The sequence below is a fragment of the Arthrospira sp. PCC 8006 genome (genome assembly GCF_046480465.1).
Lineage (GTDB): Bacteria > Cyanobacteriota > Cyanobacteriia > Cyanobacteriales > Microcoleaceae > Limnospira > Limnospira platensis.
This window is the reverse complement of the sequence record NZ_PKGG01000095.1, coordinates 1-18,065: the sequence shown is the minus strand read 5'-3', so window position 1 is coordinate 18,065 and position 18,065 is coordinate 1. Positions and strand designations below refer to the sequence as shown.

Genomic DNA, 18,065 nt, shown 5'->3' with positions numbered 1-18,065 from the left:
AAAGCCAAATCTGCTAGAGAAAGCAAACGCCTGCGACGGGAGGCGATGCGAATGATGATGGCGGCACCGGAACACTGTTTTTGGAAGGGAGAACCGCCCCAATATCGGGATGATTTACTGTATGTTGAAGCGGCGGCGGTGGCTTGGGATTATATAGAACGCAAAATTCATGGAAATGTTCGGGGTGGGAAAGTTTACGACCCCGATATTGACAACGCTGCTAGTCCCTTCACTCTCTGGGATATTCGCTGTAAAGGGGAGTATAAAAACCGACTGCAAAAACGGCGGGAGTTAATCAATGATAATCCCCCCACACCCGATCCGGAAACACCTTACAATATTGAAAATGAACCGCAGCCCTCGGTAGATATTCCCCGGTTAGAACGTATCCGCCGGGAAATTGAAAACGACCCGACGGGAGAGTTAACGAGTTCTTTTGTCCGCCAAACCCCACCGCCGCCCATTACGGTTCAAGATGCTTTATTGTTCATTTACGATCGCGTCTCTAAGGGGGAAAAATACACCCTAAAATTGGTCGCCGAACATTTTAATATCCCGCCGGGAGTCGTCAACGCGGCTTGGAGTCGCACCATCAGTCGCCTGTTGAAAAAGATGGGCGATCGCCTTTCTCAGGAACTAGATTTAGATGGGGATATTGACCCCTATACAAGCTGTTAACCAGAGCCATATATTAACACCATGAACACTCAAGAATTATTCGGTCAACTGATTCCGATTCCGCCCAAAATAACCCAGTATTTACAAAGGCTTTCCCGTGACATTGAACCCTCCCAATTTTCAGAGATTGCCGAAAAAGCGATCGCTGTTTGGGTGGTGCATCGCTATCTAAAAAGGTTCGATTATCAATCGGATTTCCGCACCAGTAGCGCCTGGAATGTCGCCGCCCAGGTTTTGACAGATTTGGCGGATTTAGAAATCTTTGAAGATAGCCGCAGTTTGGGAATAGTTGAATGTATCCCCCTAGCCGCTGATGCCGAAAGTTTGGAGATTCCCGAAGGGTCAATAATAGGCGATCGCATTGCCTATATTGCCGTAGAAATTAACCCGCCCCAAACCTGGGGAAAAATTGTCGGATTTACCCCCGCCCTAGAAACAGAATATCCAGAACCGAGTATCGATCGCCAAGACCTGTTAGAATGCGATCGGCTGTTGGATTTATTGGAACTCGCCGAACCCCTCGCCGACCCGTCCCGATTTTCGGAATTAGAGTCCTATTGGTTGGGTTACGGTGAATGGTCTGCCGAAGCACGCCAAGCAGTTGTCGCCCAACTGGAAAAAGCCCTATTATTAGAAACCAAGGAACGCCTGCAAGTGGAGTCCGCCGCCCAGGAATTGGAAGCCTTAATCGCCCAATCTGTAGCCGACTCCGAGCGAGAATTGGCAATGCGAGAAGATCCAGAAAATGAGTCCCGCCAACAACTGCGATCGATTTTGCGGCGGTTATTCGAGTCATTGCGGGCAGCAGAAGATTAATCACCCCCCCCCTACCCCCCAAGGGATGTCAAGGCTCTGGGAGGCTCCTGGGGCGTTTTGGTGGCGATCGCTGTTGAGGGTGCAACCTGCCCGTACATAAAAAATCATCATTTTCCAGAGTTAGTTATGTAAGGGGTTCCCCCCAACTATAACTATCAAATCCAAGGCAAAATCATGGAACACATTGCCAACATTCTGCCCAACCTGATTCCCCATACCATCACCGCCCAAAATAGCCTTTTATATCCCGTGGTGGAAAATGCGATCGCCTCTTCTCAAATCCGCCTTGATAGGTTGCCCTACGCCGTGCGCTGGCACATTCCCGCTCACAAATATTCACAGGCTCAAGGCTTTATCCAACAACTGACCCAACCCGCCGGCGGCTACAACACCACTCTTTCCCATGGCAATTGGCTCAATCCCAGGGAGAAAAATTGGGTGGGGGAATCTATCGTTTTGGTGAAATCTTACATGACGGCGGCGATGTTGCAGCGACACCTCGGCGCGATGGTGCGGGGTTCCTACCGCATGGGTCGCACACTGGGAGAAGAGGCGATCGCTCTGGAAATTCTCACCAATAATACCATGCTGATCATCCCCACAGACCGTCGGATCTCCCCTTGACTCCAGAGCGCTGTACCCCATCATTCTCCTGAAGCCCGCACCTATCCTAACCGGTGGGTGTCGGGAATATGTCATCGTATGCCAATTTTTCGATAAGATGAGAACTATAGACCGACAGTGAAACCGGAAGCAGAGACCATGGCTAAAACCGTTGCCGATGTAATGACCCCTAATCCCCTTGTGATTAGTCCTGATGCGCCCTTAACTGATGCGATCGCCCTACTAGCCCAGAACCGAATTGGGGGGCTTCCCGTGATGGATAACACGGGTAAATTGGTGGGCTTTATCTCGGAAACTGATATTATCTGGCAGCAAAGTGGCGTGACCCCACCAGCCTACATCACTATTCTCGACAGTGTGATTTATCTCGAAAATCCCTCTCGCTACGAAAAGGAATTACACAAAGCCCTCGGTCAAACCGTGGGAGACGTAATGAGTAACGGACCGATGATCACCATTAAACCAGATTGCTCTCTGTCAGAAGCAGCCCGGTTGATGAACCAAAAACAAGTGCATCGCCTGCCAGTTTTGGATGGGTCCAAAAAATTAATCGGTATTTTGACCTGTGGGGATATTATCCGAGTCATGGCTATAGGTACTGATGACGACTGAAGCCCATCGGTTTCCCCAGTTGTTGTTAGTTTTCTGATACATTTACGCGGCATTTTTCCGGTTCCGGATAATGCAACGATAGCACCATTACCTGTTAAGGTAATGGAGGCGGTATCCCGCAAAGCTTTTAGAAAGATGATCCAAAAGCACTGTTTAGCTTGGTAGTCTTAGACCTGATTTTTCGCTTCACCTTGGCAACCATGTTGGAAGTCTCGAAGATGAGCACAAAAAATTAGGCTGTTTTATGGGATGGTCAGGGATGCGACCCAATCAACCAAGGGGTTGAAGTCCTCACCGTCGGGAGTTATTTCGTACATTTGGGCTCTATTTCATACCCGAACGTCTCGCACCATTGGTATGGTAGCGCATCGCCCTAATTGGTGGTTCAACTAATCTGCGATTAAATTAAGCTCTCATCGCAGAATAAGATGGGAATAGTCCTTAAAGGTTAGTTCTCCCCCTAGGGTGAGAGTAGCCCCGGACCTTAACCGACAGCAACTGCTTAACTGTTTAACCAAAATGACTATTACTCCAGAGTCCATTGTGCAACAACTGAGTTCGGAAAATCTTGGCGATCGCTTACGGGGGGTTAACCAAATCCGTCAACTCGAAAAAAGTATCGGCTTTGAATTACTGCAAAGGGCGATCGCTGACTCAGATACCCGAGTCCGATATGCAGCAGTTAGCCAAATGGCCAGCCTCGGACACCAAGATCGCGACCTCTCTTTAAACCTATTGCGCGATTGTCTGCTTAACGATCCAGAACCTGATGTCCAAGCAGCCGCCGCCGATTCCATCGGGGCTTTGAAACTCACAGAAGCCTTTGAAGACCTCCATCAGGTTTACCATAATACCTCCGAATGGTTGGTACAATTGAGCATTATTGCCGCTTTAGGAGAATTGGGAGATCCGCGCGGTCTTGAACTCCTCGAACATGGCCTGATTCATGGCAACGAATTGCTCCAAACCGTTGCGATCAGCGCTTTGGGAGAATTAGGCGATCGTCAAGCCATACCCCTATTAATATCCCGTGCATCAGACCCAGATTGGCAGATCCGCCACCGCATCGCCCAAGCCTTATCTCGCCTGGGGGGCGAGGAAGTTCAAGAGGTTTTGCAACAATTGGCTACTGATGAAGTCTCCCAAGTCGCCCAAGAAGCACAATCAACACACAATTCCTAAAATCTGGGTTTATCAGACGGTGCAATTTCTGGTAGCGTAAATATAAAGTACGAGCCGAAAAGGCTGATCTCGGCTAATCTATCGTTATTTGTACTTACGCTTATCCTTTTTGCTTGGGAGAAAAAAATGTTAACACTTCTGTTTCAAGTGCTTTTGGCGGCTTTGGTGATTGTGTCCTTCCTCATGATTGTCGCGGTTCCTGTGGCTTATGCTTCTCCTCAAAATTGGAGTCAGTCTAAGCCCCTCATTTTTATCGGTTCTGGCCTGTGGGCGGTGCTGGTGATTTTAGTAGGAGTTTTTAACTACTTAGTTGTTTAGCCCCCTCGGCTATTGACAATTAACTTAGTAGAGGTCAGAGGAATGGGGAAATCTTCCACCCCAAACCTCTATCCTCAAATACTCAACAGATAATTTAGACTATTTTATTATGACGGTTTTTGAAGGTACTTTTACTCAGCTTGAGTCCGTAAAGTTGGCGATCGTAATTGGTCGGTTTAACGATTTGATTACCACTAAACTACTAGAAGGGTGTCAAGATTGTTTAAAGCGACATGGGGTAAATCCTGACCCCCACGGGACTCAGGTTGATTATATTTGGGTTCCTGGTAGTTTTGAAATTCCCATGGTGGCTAATCAATTAGCCCTCAGCGGTCGCTATGATGCCATCATTTGTCTGGGGGCGGTCATTCGCGGACACACTCCCCATTTTGATTATGTGGCGGCGGAAGTGTCTAAAGGAATTGCGGCTTCTGCTTTCCAAACTGGTGTACCTGTGATATTTGGTATCTTAACTACTGATTCCATGCAACAGGCTTTGGAACGTGCCGGAATTAAAAGCAACAAGGGTTGGGATTATGCTATGAATGCCCTGGAAATGGTAAGCCTAATGCGACAAATGCGCCATAAAGGACGCTCAGGGCCCTATTTACCTAATACTATTGGCGCAACATCAACTCCGGTTTTATCAGCCGGTGTTGATACGGATGAATCCTCGGAATTTTCCACAGAATCCGGCGATCGCTCTAATCCATAACAACCTAAATCAGATAATTAGGTAATTTCCCAATATTTAAGCTGTCAATTATCGGGTATTTGCGGGATGAGTTACCATGAAAATTAAACAGGCGATCGACCTCCATAAATTCTTGACTTTTCTAGTCGTCCTGGGGTTGATGGTGGCATATAATAACTTTACCATCGGCCCCTGGGTTTATCTCGCTCTCCACGGAACCTATGGTATTTTGTGGTTGTTAAAAAGCCGTATTTATCCAGATAAACAGTGGGAAGAAGAGGTGACTTGGTGGAAGGGAGTGGCGGTGTTTACCTTTTTAATATCATATTGGGTGGCTCCATTTCTATTAGTTAGTAGTTACTCAGAACCACCCCCTATATTGATTTCTGCCGCCATTTCTATTAACCTATTGGGCGTATTTTTGCACTACACCAGTGATGCTCAAAAATACTACACCTTAAAATATAAATCCGGATTAATTACAGAGGGATTTTTTGCCCGTTCTCGTAATATTAATTATGGGGGAGAAATTCTGATTTATCTCAGTTTTGCGATGTTAGCACAACATGGGCTACCGTTTGTGATTCTGGCATCATTTGCGATCGCTATTTTTATCCCCAATATGCTCAAAAAAGATAAATCCCTCTCCCGCTACCCGGAATTTGAACAATATCGCCAAAATTCTGGGCTACTCTTACCCAAATTATGGGGAAAAATCCCCGACTCTAACCCTAGTGCGATCGCCCCAAATAATGATGGATGATTCCCTGAATTTAATCAGACTGTTAAAAATAGTAAAGATATAGGGATAAAACAGACATATTGGGGGACAATGTGTTTAGGGAATACCATTAGAGGTAGTCCCGGATACCGTTTAGTTATTGACCCGATTAATTGGGTAGGGGGTTATAATATGGTACAAGCTGTTATTCATAGTACCGTCAAATATTCCATTAAAGTCATTCAAGACGAGGCGCGTAACCTGGTAGAAAAAGGATTAATCGATCGCCATCAACCAATTTACACCATGTGCCAGTATATCCCAGCCCGTGAGTGGGATTGGGTCGAGTGTGAATTAGAACAAAATGATTTTTTGCTCAGAGATAGGGTCATTGACCTCTTAGGTCGTGAGGATTGGAAGGAAGACTAGATTGATAAATAGGCATATTAGCGTGAATGTTCGCGTCAGCTTGATTAGGGCGCTGGCTAATTGCGCCCTGGTGACTGCTATTTGTGTATTTAGGGCTCCGTCAGAGAATCATTATTATTCTTGAATGGGGACGGTGGGCGATCGCTACTCCAAGCCCACCAAGCACAACCACATTGACAGTGATAAAATTCTTGCCACTTGCGGCGGTTATTATCCCCATATACAGGCGATCGGCGATTAATCCACACCTGTTGAGCTTCTAAACTGCTGGCCGAACATTGGGGACAGCAAAACTCGAAGGCGTGAACAGCATCACTGGTCCAGTTAGGCGGTGTTAGCTGAAAAGCATCCATTTTAATCAGACTTTTTGCCCTATTGTAGATTGTATTTGGCTGCCGCAACATACCTAATTCATATATATTTGTGTTTCAACCGGATTTGGTGCAAGATTCGTAGTAACCAAAATCCTCAGTATCCATTTATCATCTGGTGATAACTTAGCCCAGAGGTGTACATCCACCCCTTGATAAGTTATGGCATATTTAGATTTGAGGCGAAATTGGAGCCGATGGTTTCCGGGCAACCCCCCAACCCATCAATCACTATAGTTGTGGGTGCAGCTTCTCCAATTATTCAGTTTCCGCACTTAGGGAAAGATTTATGAATCCACTGCTGAATTTAATTTCCCTACTGGGAATTGCTGGTTTGTGCTTTATTGCTTGGTTAACTTCCGAAAACAAGCGCGTCATCCCCTGGAATGTGATCATTTGGGGAATAGGCTTACAAATGGTTATTGGACTCATTGTATTTGTCTTAGGTAGCCAATTAGTCGAGGGACTCAGTACCCTGCTTAACTCCATTTTGGACGCTTCCGAAGCCGGGGCGCGATTCTTATTTGGTGGACCACAATCAATTTTGGTAGCTGACCCAGACTTTCGCGCTGGTCCGGGTCCCGCTGGACGTTGGATTGCTAGGGCTGTGGGAACTCCCTATGTCGCAGTCCCAGGCGATCGCATTGGCCCCGATAATCTTAACCCCGGTTTTGCCTATGTTCTAGCATTTCGCGCCCTTCCTCAAGTCATTTTCTTTGCCGGTTTGGTCAGCTTATTATATCGGCTAAATATCATTCAGCCAGTCGTGCAAATTTTCGCCAAAATATTTCAGAAAACCATGGGAATTAGTGGCGCTGAATCCCTATCCGGTGCCGCTAATATTTTTGTTGGTATTGAATCGGCGATCGCTGTTAAACCCTATTTATTAGACATGACCCGCAGCGAACTATGTGCCATTCTCGCCAGTTGTTTCGGGTCGATCGCTTCCTCCGTTTTAGCATTATATGCCGGATTTCTCAGGCCGACTTTTCCCAACATCACCGGACACCTAGTTTCTGCCTCCTTAATGACAATTCCCGCCTGCTTTGTCATTGCCAAAATTCTAGTACCAGAAACTGGTCAACCCAAAACTATGGGCAAAGTTCCCGAAGAACCAAAAACCGATAAAGCCAGCCTTCCTAACCCTATGGATAGCTTAATCGGTGGTGCTTTAGATGGCGTGAAAATGGCAGTAGGAATAGCCGCCGCCTTGATTGCCATTTTGGGAATGGTGGCGTTAGTTAATTTGGTCTTTCAGACTTTGGCAGGATTTTCCGAAAGTGATTTTTTCCTCCTTAGTTGGATAGGTAATATATTTCAGGTCATTACCCTACAAAACATTTTGGGAGCCTTATTTTTACCTCTCACCTTTTTAACGGGTGTTTCCCTAGAATGGCCAGAACTATGGCAGTCTTCCCTATTAATCGGTAGAAGGCTTTTGGAAACTAATATACCCCCCTATCAAGCCCTCGCTCAACTTAATGCTAACGGCGAAATTAGCAACCGCGCCATGTTAATTGTTAGCTATGTTTTGTGCGGATTTACTCATTTTGCCTCCTATGGAATTTTCGTCGGTGGTTTATCTTCCTTGATTCCCAGCCGACGTTCTGAAGTCGCGTCTTTAGGGTTTACTGCCTTATGGGCGGGTACTTTAGCAACTTTAATGACAGGCTGTATGGCGGGATTATTTGACTTTGGAAATCCGGCTATTTTTGGCAAGTAATTAACTGGATTAATTCGGGCTTATTTTGAGGAGGAATTATGCAACCAAAACGCCTGAAAATTATAGGCTTGGGACTCATCACTGCTTTGCTTTTACTGCTGTTAGGTAATATCGATCGCCTACCATTTACCAACATACCAGCAGAATCGGCGATCGCTCAACAGACTACTCCGACACCCACTCCGACACCCACCCCAGAACCCACCCCAGAACCTGCACCACCGCCGCCGGAACCTGCACCACCGCCGCCGGAACCCACAAATTCTGTGGAACCATTACCCCTAAGTGGTAGCACTTTTAAGGACCCCCAAGGTCGTTTTGAGGTAGGACTTATCCAGGATTTTAGTGTGGGGTTTGCGGGCAATTTTCCCCTGTTTGAGTCCCCAGATGGTAACTTGGCTTATACTGTCGTAGCTAGATATCGTGAAAGCGATCGCGCTTTACCCGAATTAGCGATCGCCCAAATTGCGATCGAAATCTTTGAGCGCGGCGAAGGTTTTAAACCCGGAAATTTTCAAACTTTGGGCACCGGAGAAGTGCAAATGCCTTGGACGGGAACCTTAAAAATCGGTGGCAGAAGCCAACCCATGTCGGGAGCGATTGTTGCCCGTCAAGCTGGTAATCAAATCCTGGTTTTATTGGTTTCTGCTACAGCAGCAGGAACCCCTAATATAGAGGGTGCTGTCGCGGCTTTGTCCGACACACTACAACCCCTGTAAAAGTAATTAATAATTATTAATTGTAGGGGCGGGTTCCGCTGTCAATTTTCCATCCCCACCAGGATATTAATAAACCCGCCCCACCGTTTGTTGACCACCATATGGGGTGGTGCGGTGGTGCGTCAGGTGATAATAATTAATTATTAATTGTAGGGGCGGGTTCCGCTGTCAATTTTCCATCCCCACCAGGATATTAATAAACCCGCCCCACCGTTTGTTGACCACCATATGGGGTGGTGCGGTGGTGCGTCAGATGAACAAAATTTGCCGTTGACCCGATAAATTATTCCTCTGACGCACCCTACGAGGGTGATAATAATCAATTATTAATTATTAATTGTTAACTATGAATCCTGATAAAGAAATTCGTCATCTATTAGATTTAATGCCAGCCTCCGGTCGCATGATGGCTAGACTAAAAAGTAATCCTCGACAGTCTACTGTGATTGAATATGAATTTCCCCTTCCTTGGAAAACTACCAGACCGATTTTGATTAATTTTGACCTGTGGGAACAGCTATCAAGACCACAGCGAGATTTATTGTTGTTGCGGACTGTTAGCTGGGTTACTAATGTGCAATGGTTTAAACCTGACCTGAATCAAGCCATTGTGGTGGCGGGAATAGTCGGAACTGGGATACAATTTATACAGCAGGATGCTGTTGGTGTTCTCCTGGCCGGAGGATTAGCTGCTGTAGGTTTGCGTAGGCTCTGGCAGGCTAATCAACGCTCTGAGATGGAATTAGAAGCTGATGATCTCGCTATTAGGGTAGCTGGGCGACGGGGTTATGAGGAAGCGATCGCAGCAGCCGCTTTAGCAGAGGCGATCGAAGTTGTGGCTAAAATTGAGGGTCGCCGAGGATTGAGTTTTATGGAATTAGTCCGCTGTCAGCACCTCAAGGCGATCGCCAACTCTTCTAAGTAAGCGCCATAATTGATACGATCGCACCATTCGCCAAGCTTGAATAGCCTAACTTACCAGAGGGGAGAATCAACTCCCCTATATTTTCAACGTCGCCAAAGGGTTTCGCCGCCGGGACGGTCAATGAGGGTAACACCACTAGCCTGTAATTGGTCACGAATACGATCGCCTTCCGCATAGTTTTTAGCTTTTCTAGCGGACTGTCGTTGTTTAACCAAATCCTCAATTTCAGCGTCGCTAATTCCCTGAGTCGCCGCTGGTGGTTGTGCTTGTGTTACAGCTTCCAAGCCGAAAACTCCCGCTAACTCCACCAAAGTTTTCCAGATGGCATAAATGCGATCGCTCTGGGTATCAGTCTTCCCTTCATGAGCCAATAAATTCCCTTGGCGGCGCAACTCTTTAGCCAATTCAAACAAGACAGCCAAACCCCCAGGAGTATTAAAATCATCATCCATAGCCACCCGGAAGCGTTGGAGTGCATCTTCTGTCGTGTCGTATTTACCAGGGGAGGAATCATCAGACCATCCCAAGGGTGCGCCGTATTGTTGAGCAAATAATAACCCATCTTTCAAGGTTTCCCAGCCATTGTTAGCCGAGGCGATCGCCTCATCAGTAAAATCGAGAGGTTTACGATAGTGACCTTGTAGAATAAATAAGCGGACAACCATAGGATCTACAGGGCGATCGAGCAATTCACGAATCGTCGTAAAATTGCCCAAAGACTTAGACATTTTTTCCCCACCGACCGTCACCATACCATTGTGCATCCAATATCGAGCCAGAGTCTTACCAGTCGCCGCCTCAGACTGAGCGATTTCATTTTCATGGTGAGGAAACACYAAATCACCGCCGCCGCCGTGAATATCAATAGTTTCTCCCAGTAGTTGTCGGACCATAGCCGAACATTCAATGTGCCACCCCGGACGACCGGGACCCCAGGGAGAATCCCAGGCGGGTTCTCCGGGTTTAGCAGCTTTCCAGAGAGCAAAATCCGCCGGATTTTTTTTCTTGAGAGTTTCCGGGTCAGCCACAGCTACGCGACCACTAGCCCCCATTTGTAGGTCTTCGAGTTGTCGCCGGGAGAGTTTACCATAATCGGGGAAGTGACCGACACTGTAATAAACATCTCCATCGACAGCATAAGCGTGTCCTGTAGCGGTGAGTGTATCAATAAGTTGGTGAATTTCCTGGATATGATCTGTCACCCTAGGATAAGCGTTAGCATCGCGTACATTTAGCCGTCGCAGGTCTTCAAAGTAAGCGTCTATAAAGCGTTGGGAGACCTCCTCCATAGTGCTGTCATGTTCTTTAGCGCGGTTGAGGATTTTGTCGTCAATGTCGGTAAAATTCTGGACGTAGTTAACTTCATATCCTGACCACTCCAAATAGCGGCGTACCACGTCCCAGGTGGTGTAGGATCGTGCATGACCTAAATGGCAATAGTCATAAACTGTCACCCCGCAGCAGTACATTTTGACTTTTCCGGGTTCTAGGGTGGTAAAGGTTTCTTTTTGGCGGGTTTGGGTGTTATAGATTTTTAGAACCATGTTGAGTCTTAATAGTGTAAATGCTTAGGCTGGCTAGGGTTTAGCTAAGGATGGCTGATTTGATGGGGACGGCGTTAAAGAAACAGGATCTAACCCCCGTGTGACAGGCTACGTCCCCAATTTGCTCGATTTTGAGCAGGAGGACATCAGCATCACAATCGTAGTATAGGGCTTTGAGCTTTTGAATGTGTCCTGATGTGGCCCCTTTGTGCCACAGTTGCGATCGCGATCGACTCCAATAGTGAACTTCACCCGTTGTTAGGGTTTGTTGCAAGGATTGGCGATTCATCCAAGCCATCATTAATACTGTACCGTCTTTATGGTCTTGGGCGATCGCTGGAATTAAACCTTGTGGATTAAATTTGAGGCTATCGATCCATAATTGGTCTTGGTTCATGGTTAGGGATTTCGTGTAAACATTGTTGTAGGTCTTGTGTGAGGGTTTGGCGGTTCAGGTCTCGACCGATAAATACTAATTGATTTGGGGGTTCGCCGCGAGGATAATTAGGAGTAAGCTGATAGCGTTTTCCGCTGAGTTGGAATAGGTGAGAGGAGTTATTACCTTGATACCAGATAAATCCTTTGGCGCGAAATACATTCGTTGGTAGACGATCGCTTAAGAATGTCTGGAATTTTTCCACACTCAGAGGGCGATCGCTGCGAAAGGATACAGCCACAAATCCATCATTAGCTAGATGTTCCGAATGGTGATCATGGTCTGGTATATTCCCAAAGTCTGGGTGGGAATATTCTATTCCCCAAATAGTGGCTAAGGGAACCTCACCATATTCGGTGGTAATTATACGAGCATCTGGTTTAAGCTGGCGGATCTGTTTTTGGATGCGATCGCATTTTTCTGGGGCGACCAAATCGATTTTATTGAGCAAAATCAGATCACCCCAAGCCATTTGGTTAAGGGCTGCTTCACTGTTAGCTAATAGGTCTGGGGAAAACGTATCAGCATCTACCAGGGTAAAAATAGCATCAAGTCGAGTCAAGTTTCGCAGTTCCGTCCCCCCAAAAGTCATAATAATCGGTAACGGGTCTGCTATTCCTGTGGTTTCAATGAGTAGATAATCTATGTGGGGATTCCGTTGTAAAACCTCGACAATCGTATCTGCTAGGCGGTCATTCAGGGTACAGCATATACAACCATTATTTAACTGCACCATATCATCTTCTAGGTTGATCAGCAGTTGACCGTCAATACTAATCTCCCCAAATTCATTCACAAAAACCGCCACTTTCCGACCATTACGGTGACTCAGAATATAATTGATTAAGGTAGTTTTGCCACTTCCCAAAAATCCGGTAATTACAATTACAGGAACTTCCCGATTTATGGTTAGTTTTTCCCTCGTAGTTTTCACGGTTTTTGTGACCTAATATACTTGACAAAATTCCCTTTATATGCTCCCCTTACTCCCCGCAAGCACTAGCCTGTTTTTGCAGGGTTTTAAAAATGTTATAAAACCCATTCGCACGGGAGGGAGTCAAACTAGCCTGTAGCCCAGTTTCTTCAATAAAATCGGGTTTTAATTGGCTAATTTCCTGAATAGTTAACCCATTCATTCCCTTAATTAACATAGCCAATAATCCCTTAGTTAATTGAGAGTCAGAATCTCCCTGAAATTGAATACAGCCATTCGAGTCTAAACTCGCCGTCACATAAACCTGAGAAACACAACCAGGAACCTTGTTTTCTGGCAATTTTTGCTCCTCTGGAAATTCCGGCAATTTTTGAGCTAAAGTCAGTAGTTGCTCGTAACGCAGCTTATTAGAGGAGGCGCGTTTAAAGCGTTGAACAATGCGATCAAGTGCAGGGGGCCGTTGAGTCACAGGTGAAGCCATGATATTCTACGAGCATAAATATACAACAAGTTGAGAAGATTGATTTTGTATTTTAACGCAAATTTTCCTATTGTTGATGTAGACTTTTGGCGATCGCCACCGAAATCGGGAGGGTTCACCAGTCACAGCGGAGACCCCCCCAAAAGTTTAGCGAAGGATTAGGGCAACTTCCTTAGCGAAATAGGTAAGAATCAGATCGGCTCCGGCTCGTTTCATGCTGGTAAGGGTTTCTAGCATCACCTTTTTCTCATCAATCCAGCCCATACGTCCGGCCGCGCGAATCATCGCATACTCACCACTAACATTATAGGCCGCAACAGGTACATTTGTAGCTTGCCGAACCTGGGAAATAATATCAAGATAAGCCAGGGCGGGTTTCACCATCACCATATCGGCTCCCTCTTGCACATCTAACATAACTTCTTTGATGGCTTCGCGGCTATTGGCGGCATCCATTTGATAGGTTTTCTTATCGCCAAATTTGGGAGCAGAGTCTAAGGCATCCCGGAAGGGGCCATAGTAGGCGGAGGCATATTTAGCCGAGTAAGCCAGGATACCAACGTTTGTATAACCTGCTGCATCGAGTCCTTGACGAATTGCGCCGATGCGTCCATCCATCATGTCCGAGGGGGCGACTATATCTGCTCCGGCTTCCGCGTGGGATATCGATTGTTTAACTAGAACTTCCACGGTTTCATCATTGAGGATTTCACCGCTATCACTGACGATGCCATCATGACCTTTACTAGAAAAGGGGTCTAGGGCGACATCCGTGATAATCATGATGTCGGGAACCGCTTGTTTGATGGCGCGGACGGTACGCTGTACCAGTCCTTCGGGATTATAGCTTTCCGTGCCGGCGTTGTCTTTTTTTTCTTCGGCTACTAGGGGAAATAAAGCAATGGCCGGAATCCCTAATTCAGATGCTTCTGCTACTTCTTTCAGTAATAGATCTAGGGTGTAGCGGTAGCTTTCCGGCATTGAGGGGACTTCCACTTTCTGATTTTCCCCTTCCATCACGAATAGGGGATATATCAGGTCATTAACTGTTAGTTGCGTTTCTTGCACCATCCGCCGCAGGGCATCGGTACGACGGAGACGACGGGGACGTTGGACAAGGTTTAATCTATGGTTTTCTGATGACATGAGATAACGGTTGTTTTATTTTATACAGCCAAATTGACTGTTAATTATCCCATCGATCGCCCCTGGTTTGGGCCTGTTGATACAAATCAATACAATCTGCTGAAAAGTTGATTTTTTATTCAATTAAAAAAAAATTGTTCGGCCAAATTACCGTGGAGGGGGTTGACAGCTAGGATAACTAATGATACGATATAGACATATTTTACATAATGGAAATATTAATTAAAATAAAAAAATTGGCAATATTCCCATTATATAAAATAATAACACAGAACCCGCGAAAAAGCAAGCAACCCCCCCAGAAAAAATTTTTCGCAACATTTCTTAACATTTTGTTACAAAACTTAACACAATTCCGCTAGTGATTGATTAAGTGATTAAGCGATCGCCTGATGAGCAGAATTAACTAGAACCGAATTTGGGGTATTTTGAGGTCAACGGGGTTATTGTCACCAGGTGTGAAACCTTCAAGGGGGGGAAGGGAATGGCGATTAATCTGAATGGGCTCGAATAATGATTCGAGGTATTCTTGAGTATACTGAAAGTCCTGATCCAAATCCGTGCCACCCATAGGCATAGCCAACCGAGAGGGGTCGCGACCAATGCTCAAGTTATCGCCGCCAAGGTCTTCGAGGGAACCGGTAGCAACAGGGGGGGTAATTCCGATAATAGGTTGCAACATTTGAGTTTCTTGCAAATTAGCCCCAGCGAAAGTTGCTCCTGTTAGTCGAGCCTTAATCAGGTTAGCACCACTGAGGTCAGCTAAATCGAGAACTGCGTCATTCAATTCGGCTTGATTTAGAAATGCACCGCTCAAATTAGCACCAGTTAAATTTGCCCCTTTAAGGTCTGCGCCTTCGAGGTTAGCATTAGCTAAGTTAGCATTTTCGAGGTTAGCATTTCGGAGGTCTACTCCAATGAGATGGGCTCCTGATAGATCAGCCCCTCTAAGATCGCAACCTTGACAAAATCTGGTCTCTAGTAGTTGTCTCAGGTGTGCTGGATTTTCAGCCCGAATTGGAGAGGCGAAGCCTAGGGATACTATGGTTGTGGCTGCCCCTAGAATCATGACTGTTGATAAAGTTTTCATCTGTTTGTCCTCCTGAATGGACACATGGGAATTATGTATTATTCCTCATGTACTCTAGGATACACCATAACGGAATTTGATAGGCGATCGCTTCTCCCCTGAGACATAAATTTTAACGTTGATGAAATCCGGTAATCGGCGAGTATATCAGTAATTATCTCTATGATTTAGGGGATAATATCTTATGTTCAAGGGGTTAGTGAGACCTACAGGCGATCGCCCCATGGGGGGAGTGGATATTGAGTCAGGGGGAAGAATATTGTGAATTTTAGCGAGGTAGGTTGTCGTGGGTAAAATAAATATGACCGAGGGTGCGATCGTTGTAGGTTCGTTTAGTGAAGCGCCAACCCGGTTCTAAAAAGATTTTGGTAAAGCCACTAGAGCGACCAAAACTGCGACCGATAATAATGGGTGGTGCGTAGACATCAGCGCGAGAGTTAGCGACAAGTAAAATCTCTCCTGGAATAGCTTGGACGGTGAGGCTGTGGCTGAGAGCGAGGTCTTGTCCTCCCATGCGAACGGAATAACCGTTGCTGTCGGTGGCGCGTCCACAAATTCCGCTAAAGTCGAAGTTAAGAAGTAGGGGTTCAACTTGAACGGGACGGCTGCCATTTTCACTCCAACAGGGTCGAGAATCAGAAATTTGTTCAACGACTACTAGGGAGTAACCAAAGGCGCGGGGAACAGCCATGGCTACGAATCGATCTTGATCAACTTCCTGTTGACCAAATTGGACTGCATTTGCCGGGGAAAATCCAGTGATCATGGAGAAGGTAGCTGCTGCTAGGGTGATAATGGTTTGTGTTAGTGAAATCTTCATCTTCCAAATCTGTTCAACTGTTGAGTTTTAGAACTAGGGACTGTGCGATCGCATCTGTAGGTAAGAAGTTTATGCTCCGAGGTTTAGTTTAGCGCTTCAGGGGGAACCTAGTGTTTTGTGGCTAAAAAATTGTAATCCGGTACTCCAGACCAAATAGCCACGATCATTGAGATGTAGACCATCGGTGCTGAGTTCCTGGCGCAGGTTTCCTTTTTGGTCGGTGAATAGAGGGTGTAGGTCTAGGAAATAAGCACCATTGGCGATCGCGATCGCTTCTAATTCTCGATTAAGTCGGCGTATACGACGATTAGGAATTTTGAGCAGGCGATCGCGTCCTTCCCAACTAGCATTTTGATCACTGTGGGGTAAAATGGACTGAACGACCACTTGAGCGCTGGGATGAACCCATTGCACATCTCTAATAATTTCCTGCCAGTTGGCTAAAACGGTTTGGTCATCAATTCCCCGTAACAGGTCATTGATGCCGATCATGATAAATACAGTTTCTGGTTGGGTAAGGTCAAATACCTTGAGTCGTCGTAGTAGTCCGGCGGAGGTTTCCCCGGATATGCCTTGATTTAACCAGGTTCTGTCTGGGGGTAATAGTTCCGGGGGAAACCATAAACTTAATGAGTCTCCGGCTAAAATAGTTAGGCGATCGGGACGATTATGGGCGGCGAGAAGTGCTTTTTCTTTTAGCTGTTCTACCGAGTCTTCATAGGTCAAGCGATATTGTGGCTGAAATGAGGAGTTGGTGGAGTTGGGCTGAACTTCATTGGTCTGTTGGGTTTGTACTGCTGCACCAACTTGGTTTTCTTCTGAGGTTTGGGCTTGGGCTTGGGAAGTGTCGGAGAATGATTGTCCCCTTAGCAATAGTAGGATAATCACCAGAGTTAGTATCCCGTTACCGATGAGGGATAACATCGCCCAAGCTGGAATGGTTTTTAAGGGAATCAACACGAGAATCTGAGAAACGCCCTAAAGTTGTCTATTTATATGTTGACACTCTACCTTTCATTTTAGGAAAGCGTAGATTCTGGGTTCGCGCTACTCGCCGACCAGCCGCAGGTTTAAACCAACAGCAATCGCCCCGTCTATAGCTTGGTGTTGATATTTTCTAGCACGAACCCGGAACTCGTGGACAATCATTTGTGGACCGAGGAGGGACAATATTAGGTTAAAATAACATAAAATGGTGCGAATTGCCATAGTGTTATGTAGGGAGCTAAAGCCGTGCCCGTCGCTTTTCCACCCCGCTCGCTCAGAGATGGGGCGTGATCTCGCTCCCTTGTTGTTTTGGGTGGAAAGAAAAAATCGCCTCCTGTAGGGGCTATGTGCCAGTTAGGAGACGATTTGTTACCAGATGAGATTAGGAGTTTAATAGCTTCTGCTAATTCCATCTTCACGGCTAGGAATACCCGGATCAATACCTCCGACACTGGCTGGGCCTACTTCTTTGAGGAATCCGTTATAGGCTTCCATACCATGTTCGGCGATGTCGAGTCCTTCATATTCATGTTCAGGAGTGACGCGGATACCGACGAGGGCTTTTATGGCTAACCAGAAAATGCTAGTCATGACTACGGTAAATCCACCGATGGAGAGGATACCGAGGATTTGAATGCCGAGATTAGCGCCGCCAAAGATACCGACGGCTAGGGTTCCCCAAATGCCACAAACTAAGTGAACGGAGGTGGCACCTACGGGGTCGTCAATCTGAATGCGATCGAAGAAGGCGACCGAGTAGACTACTATAACTCCGGCGATCGCACCAATGACAMCTGCTGCMCATAAAGGTACGG

At 46.2% G+C, this 18,065-nt stretch carries 21 protein-coding genes and 1 pseudogene; 12 read left to right on the top strand and 10 right to left on the bottom strand.

Annotated elements, in window-relative coordinates; genetic code table 11:
• From B9T16_RS14805 to B9T16_RS14765, 9 genes are all read left to right on the top strand, one after another.
• A partial coding sequence (locus B9T16_RS14805) for a hypothetical protein (protein WP_410245118.1) occupies window positions 1-678 on the top strand: 678 nt, incomplete at its 5' end.
• Window positions 679-699: 21 nt separating this feature from the next.
• Window positions 700-1,494, top strand: coding sequence for a DUF1822 family protein (locus tag B9T16_RS14800; RefSeq protein ID WP_410245117.1), 795 nt, complete (start codon window positions 700-702; stop codon window positions 1,492-1,494).
• Between the two features lie 174 nt (window positions 1,495-1,668).
• Window positions 1,669-2,118 (top strand): hypothetical protein, encoded by a 450-nt coding sequence (locus B9T16_RS14795; protein WP_410245116.1) that lies wholly within the window; start codon window positions 1,669-1,671, stop codon window positions 2,116-2,118.
• A gap of 138 nt (window positions 2,119-2,256) precedes the next feature.
• Window positions 2,257-2,730: a CBS domain-containing protein gene (locus B9T16_RS14790; RefSeq protein ID WP_006617713.1), complete on the top strand. Its 474-nt coding sequence runs from the start codon at window positions 2,257-2,259 to the stop codon at window positions 2,728-2,730.
• A 519-nt stretch (window positions 2,731-3,249) separates the two neighbouring features.
• Window positions 3,250-3,912, top strand: coding sequence for a phycobilisome degradation protein NblB (nblB, locus tag B9T16_RS14785; RefSeq protein ID WP_410245115.1), 663 nt, complete (start codon window positions 3,250-3,252; stop codon window positions 3,910-3,912).
• Between the two features lie 126 nt (window positions 3,913-4,038).
• Complete coding sequence (gene psbZ / locus B9T16_RS14780) at window positions 4,039-4,230, top strand: photosystem II reaction center protein PsbZ (protein WP_006617715.1); 192 nt, start codon at window positions 4,039-4,041, stop codon at window positions 4,228-4,230.
• Between the two features lie 109 nt (window positions 4,231-4,339).
• Window positions 4,340-4,945: a 6,7-dimethyl-8-ribityllumazine synthase gene (ribH, locus tag B9T16_RS14775; protein ID WP_410245114.1), complete on the top strand. Its 606-nt coding sequence runs from the start codon at window positions 4,340-4,342 to the stop codon at window positions 4,943-4,945.
• Between the two features lie 76 nt (window positions 4,946-5,021).
• Window positions 5,022-5,687, top strand: coding sequence for a DUF1295 domain-containing protein (locus B9T16_RS14770; protein WP_410245113.1), 666 nt, complete (start codon window positions 5,022-5,024; stop codon window positions 5,685-5,687).
• 150 nt (window positions 5,688-5,837) lie between these two features.
• Window positions 5,838-6,074, top strand: a complete 237-nt coding sequence (locus B9T16_RS14765; protein WP_014275094.1) for a DUF4327 family protein — start codon at window positions 5,838-5,840, stop codon at window positions 6,072-6,074.
• 89 nt (window positions 6,075-6,163) lie between these two features.
• Here the strand turns inward: B9T16_RS14765 and B9T16_RS14760 are convergent, their stop codons facing one another.
• Window positions 6,164-6,427: a hypothetical protein gene (locus B9T16_RS14760; RefSeq protein WP_014275095.1), complete on the bottom strand. Its 264-nt coding sequence runs from the start codon at window positions 6,425-6,427 to the stop codon at window positions 6,164-6,166.
• Between the two features lie 307 nt (window positions 6,428-6,734).
• Between B9T16_RS14760 and B9T16_RS14755 the strand changes: the two genes are divergently transcribed.
• The 3 genes from B9T16_RS14755 (at window position 6,735) to B9T16_RS14745 (ending at window position 9,812) form a co-directional block, all read left to right on the top strand.
• Complete coding sequence (locus tag B9T16_RS14755) at window positions 6,735-8,168, top strand: NupC/NupG family nucleoside CNT transporter (protein ID WP_410245112.1); 1,434 nt, start codon at window positions 6,735-6,737, stop codon at window positions 8,166-8,168.
• A 38-nt stretch (window positions 8,169-8,206) separates the two neighbouring features.
• Window positions 8,207-8,887 carry a hypothetical protein gene (locus B9T16_RS14750; protein WP_410245111.1) on the top strand — a complete coding sequence of 227 codons (681 nt, stop codon included), beginning with the start codon at window positions 8,207-8,209 and terminating at the stop codon, window positions 8,885-8,887.
• Window positions 8,888-9,233: 346 nt separating this feature from the next.
• On the top strand, window positions 9,234-9,812 hold the full coding sequence (locus B9T16_RS14745; RefSeq protein WP_006618271.1) for a DUF3318 domain-containing protein: 579 nt from the start codon (window positions 9,234-9,236) through the stop codon (window positions 9,810-9,812).
• Window positions 9,813-9,895: 83 nt separating this feature from the next.
• Here B9T16_RS14745 and cysS read toward each other — a convergent pair whose 3' ends face one another.
• From cysS to B9T16_RS14700, 9 genes and pseudogenes are all read right to left on the bottom strand, one after another.
• Window positions 9,896-11,356: a cysteine--tRNA ligase gene (gene cysS, locus B9T16_RS14740; protein WP_014275097.1), complete on the bottom strand. Its 1,461-nt coding sequence runs from the start codon at window positions 11,354-11,356 to the stop codon at window positions 9,896-9,898.
• A 40-nt stretch (window positions 11,357-11,396) separates the two neighbouring features.
• Window positions 11,397-11,753 carry a phosphoribosyl-AMP cyclohydrolase gene (gene hisI / locus B9T16_RS14735; RefSeq protein WP_006618269.1) on the bottom strand — a complete coding sequence of 119 codons (357 nt, stop codon included), beginning with the start codon at window positions 11,751-11,753 and terminating at the stop codon, window positions 11,397-11,399.
• Window positions 11,725-12,726: a CobW family GTP-binding protein gene (locus tag B9T16_RS14730; RefSeq protein ID WP_410245110.1), complete on the bottom strand. Its 1,002-nt coding sequence runs from the start codon at window positions 12,724-12,726 to the stop codon at window positions 11,725-11,727. The genes hisI and B9T16_RS14730 overlap by 29 nt, the downstream gene beginning before the upstream one ends.
• Window positions 12,727-12,775: 49 nt before the next feature.
• Window positions 12,776-13,207: a SufE family protein gene (locus B9T16_RS14725; RefSeq protein WP_006618267.1), complete on the bottom strand. Its 432-nt coding sequence runs from the start codon at window positions 13,205-13,207 to the stop codon at window positions 12,776-12,778.
• A gap of 147 nt (window positions 13,208-13,354) precedes the next feature.
• Window positions 13,355-14,353: a porphobilinogen synthase gene (gene hemB / locus B9T16_RS14720; protein ID WP_006618266.1), complete on the bottom strand. Its 999-nt coding sequence runs from the start codon at window positions 14,351-14,353 to the stop codon at window positions 13,355-13,357.
• Window positions 14,354-14,759: 406 nt separating this feature from the next.
• Window positions 14,760-15,443, bottom strand: coding sequence for a pentapeptide repeat-containing protein (locus B9T16_RS14715; RefSeq protein ID WP_006618265.1), 684 nt, complete (start codon window positions 15,441-15,443; stop codon window positions 14,760-14,762).
• A 268-nt stretch (window positions 15,444-15,711) separates the two neighbouring features.
• A complete protein-coding gene (locus B9T16_RS14710) occupies window positions 15,712-16,263 on the bottom strand; it encodes a DUF3747 domain-containing protein (protein ID WP_006618264.1) in 552 nt (183 codons plus the stop codon).
• 96 nt (window positions 16,264-16,359) lie between these two features.
• On the bottom strand, window positions 16,360-17,223 hold the full coding sequence (locus tag B9T16_RS14705; RefSeq protein ID WP_410245109.1) for an SGNH/GDSL hydrolase family protein: 864 nt from the start codon (window positions 17,221-17,223) through the stop codon (window positions 16,360-16,362).
• 417 nt (window positions 17,224-17,640) lie between these two features.
• A pseudogene (locus B9T16_RS14700) lies at window positions 17,641-18,065 on the bottom strand (ammonium transporter); the annotation flags it as partial.